This is a genomic window from Autumnicola lenta, from assembly GCF_031846515.1.
GTDB classification, from domain to species: domain Bacteria; phylum Bacteroidota; class Bacteroidia; order Flavobacteriales; family Flavobacteriaceae; genus Autumnicola; species Autumnicola lenta.
The window spans coordinates 53,009-65,101 of sequence record NZ_JAVRHO010000006.1 but is presented as its reverse complement, the minus strand read 5'-3'; the positions used below and the strand labels follow the sequence as shown (position 1 = coordinate 65,101).

The following is a 12,093-nucleotide window of genomic DNA, read 5'->3' as shown; positions in this document are numbered from 1 at the left end:
AATAATTTAGACAGGCAAATTTTACCAATTATTCTCTTTGGTAAATTGTATTTTTACACAAAAAAGATGCTATGCAATTTAAAAATAACAGGGAATTTGCTCTAAAATTGGACGCCGAAGATGATCTTGCCAAATACAGAGAGCAATTTATCTTTCCTGAAGTAGATGGGAAAGAAGTTGTTTATTTTGTGGGAAATTCACTTGGCCTACAGCCAAGATCCGCAAAAAAGTATGTAGATGAGGTAATGCAGGATTGGGCAGAACTGGCTGTGGAAGGTCATTTTAAAGCCGAAAAATCCTGGTGGGATTATCATGAACGTTTTTCAGAAAAGCTTTCCAAAGTCGTGGGCGCAAAACCTTCTGAAATCACGGTGATGAATACGCTTACCGTAAACCTTCATTTATTAATGGTCTCCTTCTACAGGCCATCAGGAAAGAGATGTAAAATTATCTGTGAAGAAAAAGCTTTCCCAAGTGACCAGTATATGCTGGCAAGTCAGGTGCGCTTTCATGGTTTTGATCCTTCCGAAGTTATTGTAGAAGTAAAGAAACGCGAGGGTGAGAACAATTTTAGGACTGAAGATGTTCTTCAAACAATTGGAGAAGTAGGAGAGGAGTGTGCTTTAATTTTGATTGGAGGAGTGAATTATTACTCCGGGCAGGTTTTTGATATGAAAGAAATCACTAAAGCAGGACACGATATTGGTGCTTTTGTAGGTTGGGATCTGGCTCATGCGGCTGGAAATGTCGAGCTTAAATTAAATGACTGGAATGTGGATTTTGCCGCCTGGTGTAGTTATAAATACATGAATTCCGGTCCTGGAAATGCTTCCGGGTGCTACATTAATGAAAAATATCATAATCGCAAAGATCTTCCCCGTTTCGAAGGTTGGTGGGGACACAATAAGAAAAGACGGTTCTTGATGGAACCTGAATTTCAACCGGAACCCGATGCAAATGCATGGCAGATTAGTAACGCTCCGGTTTTGGCACTTGCTCCTTACCTCGCTTCCCTGGAGATGTTTGATGAGGTTGGAATGCCGGCTCTTATCCAAAAACGGAATAAAATTGTCGCGTATCTGGAATTTGTACTGCGGGAAATAGATAAAGAAGTAGAGAGTTCTTTTGAAATTATCACTCCTTCGGACCAGGCGGAAAGAGGAACTCAAATTTCTGTATTTCTACATGGTGAAGGCAAAGAAATCTTCAATTATCTTATGAAAAATGGCGTTTTTGTGGACTGGCGAGAACCCAACGTCATAAGATTGGCTCCTGCACCATTTTATTGTTCTTTTTTAGATATTTTTCGCTTTGGACAGGTATTAAAACAGGGGATTTTGAATAAAAAGCAATAAATTAATATCGATAATTGTCTTTTTAAGGTTCTGTCTTTAACAGCGATCTATTCCACAGCGATATCTGAGAAGTAGAGCTCAAAACTACCATCAGGTGACTTATGAGATTTGGCAATTTTCATCCCATTATAGTCCTGATAGTTCTCCCAGGTGGTAGGCATTTCGCGGTTACCATCGGCAGATTTGTAAACCCATTCCTGGACCATTAAATCGTCGTTATAATAAATGTCATAAGTATCACCTGGGGTATAACCACCGTCACTTGAATAGGAAACAATTAGCTTGTCCATTGTATCGCCACTTATGGGAGCTGTTGCATCTTTTTCTTCTGTAATCTCTGCATCAGACCAGACCAGCTGGTAAGGGAATAACAGCCAGTAAGTATCATTTATGAATTTTTGATCTATTTTTTTCTCGTCTTCAGTCAAATCCTCATCCTGGGTATAACTACTTGTCGTACCGTTCTCGGTTAAACTGATTTCATTGGTTTTTGGGTGCCATTCCCAGCTTCTTTGAGATCTTAACGTATCCTGAACTTTTACATTAAATGTAAAATTGAGCTCTTCAACTTCATCGAAGGACTGTAAACCATTTGCATTTGCAATTTCCTGAGGCAAATCTTTTATTTCTTCAGACGAGGAATTGCTTGTAGTATTTGAATTATTTGTGTTCTGATTACAGCTGCATACAGCCATGGCTAGAACAGAAAGGAAGAATATCTTTTTCATATTTAAGGGAATTTAATCTTCCGGCGTATTTCGGAATTAGATTAGCACTAAATGTACAAAATTCAATTGTTATATTGCATTTATGCTCATACCTCCGTCAGCAACTATGTTTTGGCCGGTGATATAAGATGATTTATGCATGGCGAGAAAAGCTATAATAGAAGAAATCTCTTTTGCTTGTGCTATTCTTTTTAAAGGAGTACGGTTAATAATAGGATCCATTTTTTCTTTTTGTGTAAGATAGCCCTGAGTAAGCGGAGTCTCAGTGAACCATGGAGAAACAGCATTAACTCTTATTCCGTCATCAGCCCATTCTACTGCCAGGCTGCGTGTTTGCTGCAGTAAACCTGCTTTGGACATCGCATATGGAGTGCCTGTGCCTACATCTTGTGTGGCTGCAGAAGAAGCGACGTTAATAATGACGCCTTTCCCTGATTTCTTTAAAAGCGGATACAATTTACGACTTAGCTCAAAAGGAGCAATGAGATTAATTTCAATAACTTTCCGATGTTCTTCTTCAGAATATTCCCCGGCTTTTTTTCTAATATTTATTCCGGCATTGTTTACCAGTATGTCTACAACTCCCCAGTTCTTCTCCAACCATTCCTGCAATTCCAGCTGGTCCTTTTTAACACTTGAATCTGAAACGAGACCTTTAGCCTTGTAGCCCTTACTTATCAATGATTCCTCGAAATTTTTAACATCTTCATTGTTTCTTGCCGTGAAAAGCACTTCTGCTCCCAACGCTACAAAATCCATAACAGCAGCTTTACCGATACCTTTTGTTCCTCCGGTAATAACCGCTTTTTTATTTTTTAAGCTCCACATATTTGCTGCGATGATTTTTGAAAATAAAAAACCCTTTGATTTTTCAAAGGGTTATACTCCTAAAGTCTACGACCGGTCAGTAATTTATACAAGAGAAGAAAAACGGCCAGAACAATCAGGACGTGAATAAATTGACCAAGGTCAAAAGCAAAAAGCCCCAGTAGCCAGCCGATGACCAGCAATAGGATGATAAGCCAAATTAAATCTTTCATAATCAAAATTTTAGGTATAACTAATGTTGCTAGCTTTCACGAATTTAGGAAATAGAAAGCAGGATTAATTAAGCTTTAACTACGGTTTAACTCCATTTTACTTTAGCCCTTGTTCCGATCTGTTCCATTTCTTTGGGTTTGACTGGTCCCCCAAGATTAAGCGTAATGTTTTTTCCTTTTTGGTATGAAAAAACTAATCCGCTCTTTTAAAGAAGGATTTGATTTCCTGTCCCGGACGGGCATAATGAAAACGATCCAGGAGTGTTGGCAATGCGTATCCATCAAGTCCATTAACGGCCACAGTACTGGCATCATCTAACCGCAACCATCCATCTGGAGCCTGAATGCTTTCATCAAAATAAACATGCTCAATAGCACCAATGATTAAAGTGGTGCCGTTCTCTTTAATTGCATATTCATTTACATATTTACAACCCAATTTAACACCGGACTGTTTTACATAGGGAGCAAAAAATCCATCCAGATATTCTTCTTCAAGTCCTGTTTTTTGAAATTCAGATATTTCTTCCTCGTATTTTGCCGCAGTCTGGTGCGCGCTTTCAATCATATTTTCCTGAATATGATTAATTGTGAAGAATGAATTTTCTTTAATGTTTTTGTAGGTGTTACGCGCCACATCCTTGGGCCTCGTTATAAAACCAAGGAGCGGGGGATTACTTCCCATATGAGTGACTGAGCTAAATACTGCTACATTAGCGCCACCTGAGTTAGATTTTGTGGCTATAAGATTTGCAGATTTGTAGCCGGTACAACTGTTAATAAGGTTGAGTCGAAAAATTTTATCCATCTCCCGAATATCTTCAGCATTAATATGTTTCATCAAAAAGGTTAAAGATTAAAATCTAACCCAAGTTAATAATCCCCCGCATAAATAGTTGTTAATGCTATTTTAAATTAGCCCTGATTTTCCAGTTTATTGATCTTCATTTCGTACGTGTCAATTGCTTCGCGTATCGCATCCACATTGTCAGAAGATTTCTGATGGGCAGCTTCCATCGACTTTTCCAGCTCGCTATCCGGGCTTTGAAACAGATCGGTAATAACATGGTTAATCTTATCGATAATGCTTTCCTGGCTGTTTTTGATGTCTTCCAGTTTACTTAATGTCACTCGCATTTGATCCAATTTTTGTTTATCCATTTTTTAGTATTTTAAGTTTCTTGATAATTTAGTGGAAATTTTGCGGGTAAAGAAAAATTTATCACTGGATTATTGTTTTTATTGGAAATTCTGTCAATCAAACGCTGTGCGCTAGCTCAACATGCCATCCAGGGCTTCCTTTCATTATAATTCATAAATAATGAGTATTTTCGCAAGGTGATATGTTGTCCCGTCAGGTTACGCATAACAAAGCTTAATACATGCAGAAACAAAAAAGTATTGCAGTAGTCGGTTCCGGACTTGTGGGATCTTTGCTGGCCCTATATCTAAAAAAGCTTGGGCACGAGGTTACTGTCTTCGATCGACGACCTGATGTTAGGAAGGTAGAATTTTCAGGTAGATCCATAAATCTCGCAATGTCTAACAGAGGCTGGAAAGCTCTGGAAATAGTAGGAGTTGAGACAGAAATTAGAAAACTCGCTCTTCCTTTGGATAAAAGAGCAATGCATGTAAATAGTAAACCACTTTACTTTCAGAAATATGGTAAAGAAGGAGAAGCCATATTTTCTATTTCCCGCGGAGTATTAAACCGAAAGATGATCGATCTTGCTGAAGCTGCCGGAGTAAAGTTTCAATTTGAGGAAAAGGTTTGGGATATCGATATGCCGAGTGCTAAGCTTTATACCGGGGAAACGGAAAAAGGAGAGTGGGAGGAATATGATTTTGATCTCATTTTTGGAGCAGATGGTGCTTTTTCCCGCATTCGTCACAAGATGCAGCGGCAGAGTCGGTTTAATTATTCCCAACATTTTATTGATGTGGGTTATAAAGAACTTCGGATACCCGCAAATAAAGATGGTAGCCATAAACTGGATAATGCCTCTTTTCATATTTGGCCGCGTGGCAAATTCATGCTTATAGCCATGCCTAACCAGGATGGCAGTTTTACCTGTACGCTTTTTATGCCTTTTGAAGGGGAGATTTCTTTTGAAAGTATTTCTACAGAAGAAAAGGCAGATGATTTCTTTGAGAGATATTTTCCGGATATAAAAGATGAAATCTCGAATTTAAAGGGGGATTTCTTCAGAAATCCTACCAGTGCAATGGTGACAATTAAATGTTTTCCATGGACATTTGGCGATAAGGTGGCTCTGGTTGGAGATTCGGCACACGCTATTGTTCCTTTTTATGGACAGGGAATGAATGCCGGTTTTGAAGACATTTCGGTATTATTTGAAAAAATTCATAAGCATAATGATAACTGGAAATTGATTTTTGAGGAATATCAGAATGAAAGAAAGCTTAATACAGATGCTATTGCCGAGCTTAGCTATAGGAATTTTATTGAAATGAGCAGCAAAACAGCTGATCCCGATTTTCTTCTTCGGAAAAAAATAGAGAATCGAATGGGAGAAAAACATCCTGAAAGCTGGATTCCTATGTATTCCAGAGTAACTTTTTCAGATAAACCTTATGCTGAAGCTTTAGCACTAGGTGAGAGGCAGCGAAAAATTATGGATGAGGTCATGGAAATGGACAATATCGGCAACAGATGGAATAACCAGGAGGTAGAAGACAGGATACTGGAACTGCTTGCCAGAACAGAATAATTCCTGTCTCCAGGGACATTCTTGTATTTTGATTTCGAGAGAAAAACTACCTATGAAAATTAATGAGCATTAGTTTTTAAAATCTCCGGAAAGTTGCTTTTAAACCTGTTAAGTCTTGGAATAGAAACATTCTGAATATAAGGGTTGTTCGGATTGTTTCGTTCGTAGTCCTGGTGATAGTCTTCTGCTACCCAAAATTTTTGAAACGGAAGAATTTCTGCCGCTATTGGTTCTTCGTAGTTCTGAGCTACCTGCGACTTCACTTCGTCTATAATTTCTTTTTGTTCCTGATTTTGATAAAAAACAATAGAACGGTATTGGGAACCTCTATCCGGTCCCTGTCCATTAACTTGTGTTGGATCCTGAGAGCCAAAATATACCTCTACCAACGTTCTGAAATCGACCTCTTCAGGATTGTAAATAACCTCTACAGCTTCGGCATGGCCTGTTCTCCCCGTATTGCTTTCTTCATACGTAGGATTTTTTGTGTGCCCTCCTGCATAACCTGAAATGGCTTCATCCACTCCCTCAATACTTTCGTAAATTGCTTCTACACACCAAAAGCAACCGCTGGCAAAATAAGCACGTGCCATTCCATCTTCAGTAGCCACTTCTATAGGCTCTGCATTGGCAATTTCGGGTTTTGTAACAGATTCTTTTTGTGCCTGATTTCCGCAGGCCATAAAAAATATTAGAATTACACTTAAAAGACTTTTCATAGTTTTTTAGATTTAAAATTCACAGTTGTATTATTTCGGGGAATTACTGCGAGAATAGTTTTTTTGTTTTAAATATAACTTTTTGGACAGTAAATACTGTAAAACTGATGTTAATCCCAATGCTCAAAGGTGTAAAACAAAAAAAAGCTGCCAGATTTCCGGCAGCTTTGTGTTCTATGTTTAAAGAATGGAACTAAAACCTATTGAAAAGGCCGTCCATTTTTTCCTGCTCTTCCTTAGCTAGCTCTTCATCAACCAGAATTCGCCCACTATGTTCATCTGTAATAATCTTTTTTCTACCTGCAATTTCCATGATTACCTGCGGCGGAATAGTAAAATAGGAACCTCCTGAAGCACCACGTTCTACGGGAACAATTGCAAGACCGTTTTTAACGTTGGTTCTAATTCTCTTGTAAGCTTTTACAAGGCGTTCTTCAATATTTTGCTCGTATTCCTTAGACTTGTCTATAAGGGCCTGCTCTTCCTTCTCAGTTTCAGCAAGGATCTCGTCTAGCTCATTTTTCTTGTGCTCAAGATGTTTTTTTCTTTCGTCAACACGCTCTGTTGTCTTGGCAATAACCTCTTTTTTCTGTTCAATTTGAGCTTTATATTCTTTAATGTTTTTCTCGGCAAGTTCGATTTCCAGTTCCTGAAACTCTACTTCTTTGCTCAAAGCATTAAATTCACGGTTATTTCTAACGTTCTTTTGTTGCTCAGAATACTTTTTCATCGCAGTTTTTGACTCATCAATAAGGTTCTTCTTACTTTTGATATCATTCTCGATTACTTCAATATCGGCTTCTAATTTTTCCAAACGCGTGTTCAATCCTGCTACTTCGTCTTCCAAATCTTCAACTTCTAAAGGAAGTTCGCCGCGTACGTTTCTAATTTCATCAATTCTGGAATCGACTAACTGAAGATCGTACAATGCTCTTAACTTCTCTTCTACAGTAACATCGTTTTTTTTTGCCATAGTTATATATACTTGATAGGATTGGTGTTTGTATCTGCTAAAATAAGTGCAAAATTACGAATTTTTTTGCTAAGAAAAGAACATAGTAAATTTTTTGTGAATTGCTCGCTTTCATAATGACCAATATCTGCTAAAATTATCTGTTTCTCAGCCTTATAGAAGTCATGGTACTTCAAATCTGCAGTAATATAAATGTCTGCTCCGGCACGTTTCGCATTTTCAATAGCAAAACTTCCACTACCGCCTAACACTGCTACTTTTTTTATGGTTCTTCCCAGCAAATCAGAATGTCGAACTACTCCAGCATTAAAGGTTTCTTTTACAGATTTGAGGAAATCTTCTTCGGAGATTCCCTGTTCGAGCTCGCCAATCATTCCCATTCCCAGATGTTGATGTGCGTTTTCCAGAGTTGTGATCTCATGTGCAACTTCTTCATAAGGATGGTTCTTAAATAACGTCTGAAGGATTTTTGATTCCAGATGAACCGGGAAAGTAACTCCGATTTGCGTTTCTTCTTCAAAGTGAAGTTGGCCCTTTTCTCCAATGGTAGGGTCGGCTTCATCATTTGGTTTAAAGCTACCCAAACCCTGCACGTTAAAACTGCAATTATCGTAATTTCCTATGCTTCCTGCTCCGGCCTCAAAAAGTGCAATTCTCAATGTTTCAGCATCTTTATTAGGAACAAAGGTGGTGAGTTTCTTGATACTTTTTTTTCGGGGAATTAGAATCTTTCGGTTAATTAAGTTCAGCTTCTCGGCGATCATGTCGTTCACACCTTTATGCTGATTATCCAGTGCAGTATGGATCGCATATATGGCAATATTATGCTGAATCGCCTTTATGACAGTCCGCTCCACATAATTTTTTCCGTTTAATTTTTTGAGTCCGGAGAAAATAATAGGATGGAAGCTGATAACAAGATTGCAATTCTTGGCAATAGCTTCATCTACAACCTCTTCAAGAGTATCTAAAGTAATTAAAGCACCCGTGGCTTCTGTTTCGGCATCGCCTACCAATAATCCAACATTATCAAAATCTTCAGCATAATTTAAAGGGGCAAATTCCTCCAGGTGTTGTATAATCTCCTTTATAAGCATAATTTCCTATTTTTGGCTTCCGATTTGGTTACTATCGGCTTAAGTAAAAGCGTTTCAAATATAAATATTATACCTTGGTTCCATGGCGATAATTCGAAAATTACTCTTTCCGTTTTCCCTGATATATGATGGGATTACACGGGCCAGGAACGAACTTTACGATCAGAGAATACTAAAATCGGAAAAATACGATCTTCCGGTGATTTGCGTGGGAAATCTGAACACCGGTGGTACAGGGAAATCTCCTATGATCGAGTACCTGGTACAACTTCTTATTTCACAATTTCGTATTGCAACGCTCTCGCGGGGTTATAAAAGAAAGACCAGCGGATTTTGGCAATTATCGGGCAAAGAAACTGCGGCAGAAGTGGGGGACGAGCCACTTCAGTTCAAAAGAAAATTTCCAAATGCTATTGTAGCTGTAGATGCAGACAGAAGAAACGGAATTGCTCAATTGGTTGGGGAGCAGGCTGAGGTTATTTTGCTGGACGACGCTTTTCAACACCGTAAAGTGCAGGCAGGGCTTAATATCTTGCTCACTTCTTATGATAATCTCTATGCTTCAGATCTAATATTGCCTGCCGGAAATTTGCGTGAATCCAGAGAAGGTGCAAAAAGGTCAAATATCGTGGTGGTAACAAAATGTCCGCCCAATATTAAAGCGGCAGAGATGGAAAAAATAAAGGTATTTCTTAAACTGAATAAAAATCAGAAGCTGTTCTTTAGCTATATTTCTTATGCTGAAAAAGTTACTTCAGAAAGCTCTAAATTAACCTTAGATGAGTTGAAAGGAAAAGATTTTGTGCTCGTCACAGGAATTGCAAATCCAAAGCCGCTGATAGATTATTTGAAGGATAAAGATTTAAAGTTCCAGCATCGGAAATTTCCAGATCATCATCATTTCTCAGAAGATGAAATACAGCGTTTAATAAAGGAAAACCTGGTGCTTGCTACAGAAAAAGATTTTGTGAGACTAAAGGAACGGCTTTCGCCTTCAAAACTATTTTACCTGCCAATTGAGACAAAATTTATTGAGCGAGAAAAAGATTTTAATCGGGTGATATTAAACTTTGTGAAAAATATATGAGGTGCAATTATACCTCATTATTACATAAATAATTCTGAATGTATTATCTGATAAGCTGCATCGATTCTAATCTCTTCAAAGGTCCTTTCCATAAAACCTTAGACTGTACTTTCTGCATTTGCAGCAAGGTATTTGTTAATTTTGTTGAAGAATTCTTCGGTTTTATATGGTTTTGGGATAATGTCATTAAATCCATTTAAGTAAAATTCATCCAGGTTTTCATCGAGTGTGACCGCTGTTAAGGCAATGATTGGGATGTTTTCATTGAACTTCCTTATCTCAATGGTGGCTTCAATTCCACTTATCCCGGGCATATGGATATCCATCAGGATGAGATCAAAGTGATTATTGTGTACTTTTTCAATCGCAATGGTTCCATTATCGGCTACATCACAAATAACCTTATTCTTCTCCAGGATCTTTCTGGTAATCATTTGATTGATTTTATTGTCCTCAACAATCAAAATACGCTTGTCAATCATAATGTCATTGGAGAGTATTACCGGCTTTTCTTCCTTTAATTTATTAGGCTGTCCTATGGCTGGATTTTCCAGGGCTTCAAATTTTAGCTCAAAGGTGAATTTAGATCCTTTTCCTAAGTCGCTTTCCAGTTTAATTTCGCTGTTCAGCAAACTTAAAAGGTTTTTTACAATGGATAATCCAAGACCTGTTCCTCCAAATTTTCTATTTATCTGCGTGGAGCCCTGGGTGAAGTTCTCAAAGATTGCCTTCTGCTTTTCTTTGCTAATTCCTTCACCATTGTCTTTAATTTGGAAAGAAAGATAAACTGTTTCGTTCAGCTGTTTTATTTTGTATACGCTTATCCAGATATCCCCGTTTTCAGTAAATTTAATGGAGTTGCCTATTAGATTGATAAGGATTTGAGAGATCTTAAGCGGGTCTCCTTTTAATTTAGTAGGGATGGAATTATCAAAGCTAAGATGTATACTGGTGTTTTTTTCGTCTGCGGAATTTTTTAAAGCGACAAGAACATCTGATATCCTCCTTTTTAAATTGAAGGTCGTTTGCATTACTTCAACTTTATTGGCTTCTAGTTTATTTAAATCCAGGATGTTATTTATCAAAGAAAGCAGGTACTCTCCCGAAAATTTAAGCGAATTAAGGTGTTCCTTTTGATTCTCTGTAGGACTTTCTTCCAACAGTAAATGGGTGAGGCCGGTAACAGCGTATAATGGCGTCCGAAGCTCATGTGTTATTGTGCTTAAAAATTGTGCTTTTGCAAGGGATGCTTTTTCTGCATTCTCTTTGGCAAGTGTAAGTTCAGAATTCTTTTTTTGCAGCAAGTCGTTAGCGCGTGCTCTAAGATTATTGTTTTTGTATAATGATAACGTTAAAAGCGATAGGATGGTAATAAGTGCTACACTTAAAATAGTAGTGAGTTTGTTGACTTTAAGCGATTTTTCCTGTTCAGCATTCTGAAGGGTTAATGCGCTTAGGGTATTCTTTAATGCGTCCTGTCCATATCTGCTATTTGCTTCACGGGCCAATTCTGCTTCGTTTAAATCGTATACAGAATCATTAGTCTTATAACTGGTTTTTAGGTAAGCAAGTGCTGCTTCTGGCTGGTTTTTGGCTTCATTTATGACACTTAATCTTCTGTTGCCGCTAATAATCATTCCTGCAAAGCTATTTTCATAAGCAAGAGTCAGGGCTTTTTTAGCACTTTCTTCAGCTTCATCTAGATTTCCAAGAGATAAATGAGCAGAAGACTTGTAATAATTAAGGCGACTCTTCTCATATTCATTTTCACTGTTGCTGAGGTAAATTTCCGCATTATTGAAATGTGTTAATGCGTGTCCATAATCATTTTCGTGGTGGAGTTCTACAATTCCCCGGTTGAGAGCGACCAGCCCGAGCTGTTCTCTGTTATTATTTTTAGTATATATCTTTTCCGCAAGATCCAGATAGTCCTCAGCTTCTGAATATTTCTTTTGAAGGTCTAGTGTTTTTGCGTATTGGATATAGCTGTAGGCAAGACCAATATCGTCCCCGATTTCCTCCTGAATGGAAATTGCCCTCTTTATATGCTCATTTGAGCTTTCATATTCGTGCTTTATGTACCGTAAATTAGCAAGGATGTTACTGGATAAAGCAATGTATCTTTTGTGGTTGATGCTCTTAGAGAGAACCATGGAAGAATCCAGTTTTCTAATTGCAGCATCAAAATTATATTGTAAGATAGAGGATTCAGCTCCGCTAAGCAATTGTTGAATCTGCTCACTTATTTCGTCTTCATTTTTTACTTCCTGATCCTGATGGGCAAAGGTGGAGGTATAAAAGAAAGTAAAGAGAATAAAAATGCTTAAGTTCTTCATTTGGGCTTGTAGGTAGCAACTTAACG

Annotated in this window: 12 protein-coding genes; 3 read left to right on the top strand and 9 right to left on the bottom strand. The window is 37.9% G+C overall.

All coding sequences use genetic code 11. The features are described from left to right. Window positions 1–71: 71 nt before the first annotated feature. On the top strand, window positions 72–1,355 hold the full coding sequence (gene kynU, locus RM545_RS05505) for a kynureninase (protein ID WP_311494318.1): 1,284 nt from the start codon (window positions 72–74) through the stop codon (window positions 1,353–1,355). 47 nt (window positions 1,356–1,402) lie between these two features. Here the strand turns inward: kynU and RM545_RS05500 are convergent, their stop codons facing one another. The 5 genes from RM545_RS05500 to RM545_RS05480 all read right to left on the bottom strand — a co-directional run bounded on the left by RM545_RS05500 (window position 1,403) and on the right by RM545_RS05480 (window position 4,284). Then, window positions 1,403–2,083, bottom strand: coding sequence for a hypothetical protein (locus tag RM545_RS05500; protein ID WP_311494317.1), 681 nt, complete (start codon window positions 2,081–2,083; stop codon window positions 1,403–1,405). A gap of 69 nt (window positions 2,084–2,152) precedes the next feature. Beyond that, window positions 2,153–2,911, bottom strand: coding sequence for an SDR family oxidoreductase (locus tag RM545_RS05495; RefSeq protein WP_311494316.1), 759 nt, complete (start codon window positions 2,909–2,911; stop codon window positions 2,153–2,155). 59 nt (window positions 2,912–2,970) lie between these two features. Next, complete coding sequence (locus tag RM545_RS05490) at window positions 2,971–3,123, bottom strand: lmo0937 family membrane protein (RefSeq protein ID WP_311494315.1); 153 nt, start codon at window positions 3,121–3,123, stop codon at window positions 2,971–2,973. A 193-nt stretch (window positions 3,124–3,316) separates the two neighbouring features. Then, window positions 3,317–3,964 carry a flavin reductase family protein gene (locus RM545_RS05485; RefSeq protein ID WP_311494314.1) on the bottom strand — a complete coding sequence of 216 codons (648 nt, stop codon included), beginning with the start codon at window positions 3,962–3,964 and terminating at the stop codon, window positions 3,317–3,319. Window positions 3,965–4,038: 74 nt separating this feature from the next. Further along, a complete protein-coding gene (locus RM545_RS05480; RefSeq protein ID WP_311494313.1) occupies window positions 4,039–4,284 on the bottom strand; it encodes a hypothetical protein in 246 nt (81 codons plus the stop codon). 221 nt (window positions 4,285–4,505) lie between these two features. Between RM545_RS05480 and RM545_RS05475 the strand changes: the two genes are divergently transcribed. Then, complete coding sequence (locus RM545_RS05475) at window positions 4,506–5,855, top strand: FAD-dependent oxidoreductase (RefSeq protein WP_311494312.1); 1,350 nt, start codon at window positions 4,506–4,508, stop codon at window positions 5,853–5,855. Window positions 5,856–5,914: 59 nt separating this feature from the next. On the opposite strand, the gene msrA is transcribed toward RM545_RS05475, so the two are convergent. The 3 genes from msrA to RM545_RS05460 form a co-directional block, all read right to left on the bottom strand. Continuing rightward, on the bottom strand, window positions 5,915–6,574 hold the full coding sequence (gene msrA, locus RM545_RS05470) for a peptide-methionine (S)-S-oxide reductase MsrA (RefSeq protein WP_311494311.1): 660 nt from the start codon (window positions 6,572–6,574) through the stop codon (window positions 5,915–5,917). A 193-nt stretch (window positions 6,575–6,767) separates the two neighbouring features. Beyond that, window positions 6,768–7,547, bottom strand: coding sequence for a zinc ribbon domain-containing protein (locus RM545_RS05465; protein WP_311494310.1), 780 nt, complete (start codon window positions 7,545–7,547; stop codon window positions 6,768–6,770). Window positions 7,548–7,549: 2 nt separating this feature from the next. Beyond that, window positions 7,550–8,644 (bottom strand): Nif3-like dinuclear metal center hexameric protein, encoded by a 1,095-nt coding sequence (locus RM545_RS05460; RefSeq protein ID WP_311494309.1) that lies wholly within the window; start codon window positions 8,642–8,644, stop codon window positions 7,550–7,552. Between the two features lie 82 nt (window positions 8,645–8,726). Between RM545_RS05460 and lpxK the strand changes: the two genes are divergently transcribed. Further along, a complete protein-coding gene (gene lpxK / locus RM545_RS05455; protein ID WP_311494308.1) occupies window positions 8,727–9,731 on the top strand; it encodes a tetraacyldisaccharide 4'-kinase in 1,005 nt (334 codons plus the stop codon). 98 nt (window positions 9,732–9,829) lie between these two features. Here the strand turns inward: lpxK and RM545_RS05450 are convergent, their stop codons facing one another. After that, on the bottom strand, window positions 9,830–12,067 hold the full coding sequence (locus RM545_RS05450; RefSeq protein WP_311494307.1) for a tetratricopeptide repeat-containing hybrid sensor histidine kinase/response regulator: 2,238 nt from the start codon (window positions 12,065–12,067) through the stop codon (window positions 9,830–9,832). Between the last annotated feature and the right edge of the window lie 26 nt (window positions 12,068–12,093).

What these genes read in the sequence shown, in the direction of transcription:
- kynU (WP_311494318.1), top strand. Translation starts at nt 72, where the DNA reads ATGCAATTTAAAAATAACAGGGAATTTGCTCTAAAATTGGACGCCGAA.
- RM545_RS05495 (WP_311494316.1), bottom strand. Translation starts at nt 2,911, where the DNA reads ATGTGGAGCTTAAAAAATAAAAAAGCGGTTATTACCGGAGGAACAAAA.
- RM545_RS05500 (WP_311494317.1), bottom strand. Translation starts at nt 2,083, where the DNA reads ATGAAAAAGATATTCTTCCTTTCTGTTCTAGCCATGGCTGTATGCAGC.
- RM545_RS05450 (WP_311494307.1), bottom strand. Translation starts at nt 12,067, where the DNA reads ATGAAGAACTTAAGCATTTTTATTCTCTTTACTTTCTTTTATACCTCC.
- RM545_RS05460 (WP_311494309.1), bottom strand. Translation starts at nt 8,644, where the DNA reads ATGCTTATAAAGGAGATTATACAACACCTGGAGGAATTTGCCCCTTTA.
- msrA (WP_311494311.1), bottom strand. Translation starts at nt 6,574, where the DNA reads ATGAAAAGTCTTTTAAGTGTAATTCTAATATTTTTTATGGCCTGCGGA.
- RM545_RS05480 (WP_311494313.1), bottom strand. Translation starts at nt 4,284, where the DNA reads ATGGATAAACAAAAATTGGATCAAATGCGAGTGACATTAAGTAAACTG.
- RM545_RS05475 (WP_311494312.1), top strand. Translation starts at nt 4,506, where the DNA reads ATGCAGAAACAAAAAAGTATTGCAGTAGTCGGTTCCGGACTTGTGGGA.
- RM545_RS05490 (WP_311494315.1), bottom strand. Translation starts at nt 3,123, where the DNA reads ATGAAAGATTTAATTTGGCTTATCATCCTATTGCTGGTCATCGGCTGG.
- RM545_RS05485 (WP_311494314.1), bottom strand. Translation starts at nt 3,964, where the DNA reads ATGAAACATATTAATGCTGAAGATATTCGGGAGATGGATAAAATTTTT.
- lpxK (WP_311494308.1), top strand. Translation starts at nt 8,727, where the DNA reads ATGGCGATAATTCGAAAATTACTCTTTCCGTTTTCCCTGATATATGAT.
- RM545_RS05465 (WP_311494310.1), bottom strand. Translation starts at nt 7,547, where the DNA reads ATGGCAAAAAAAAACGATGTTACTGTAGAAGAGAAGTTAAGAGCATTG.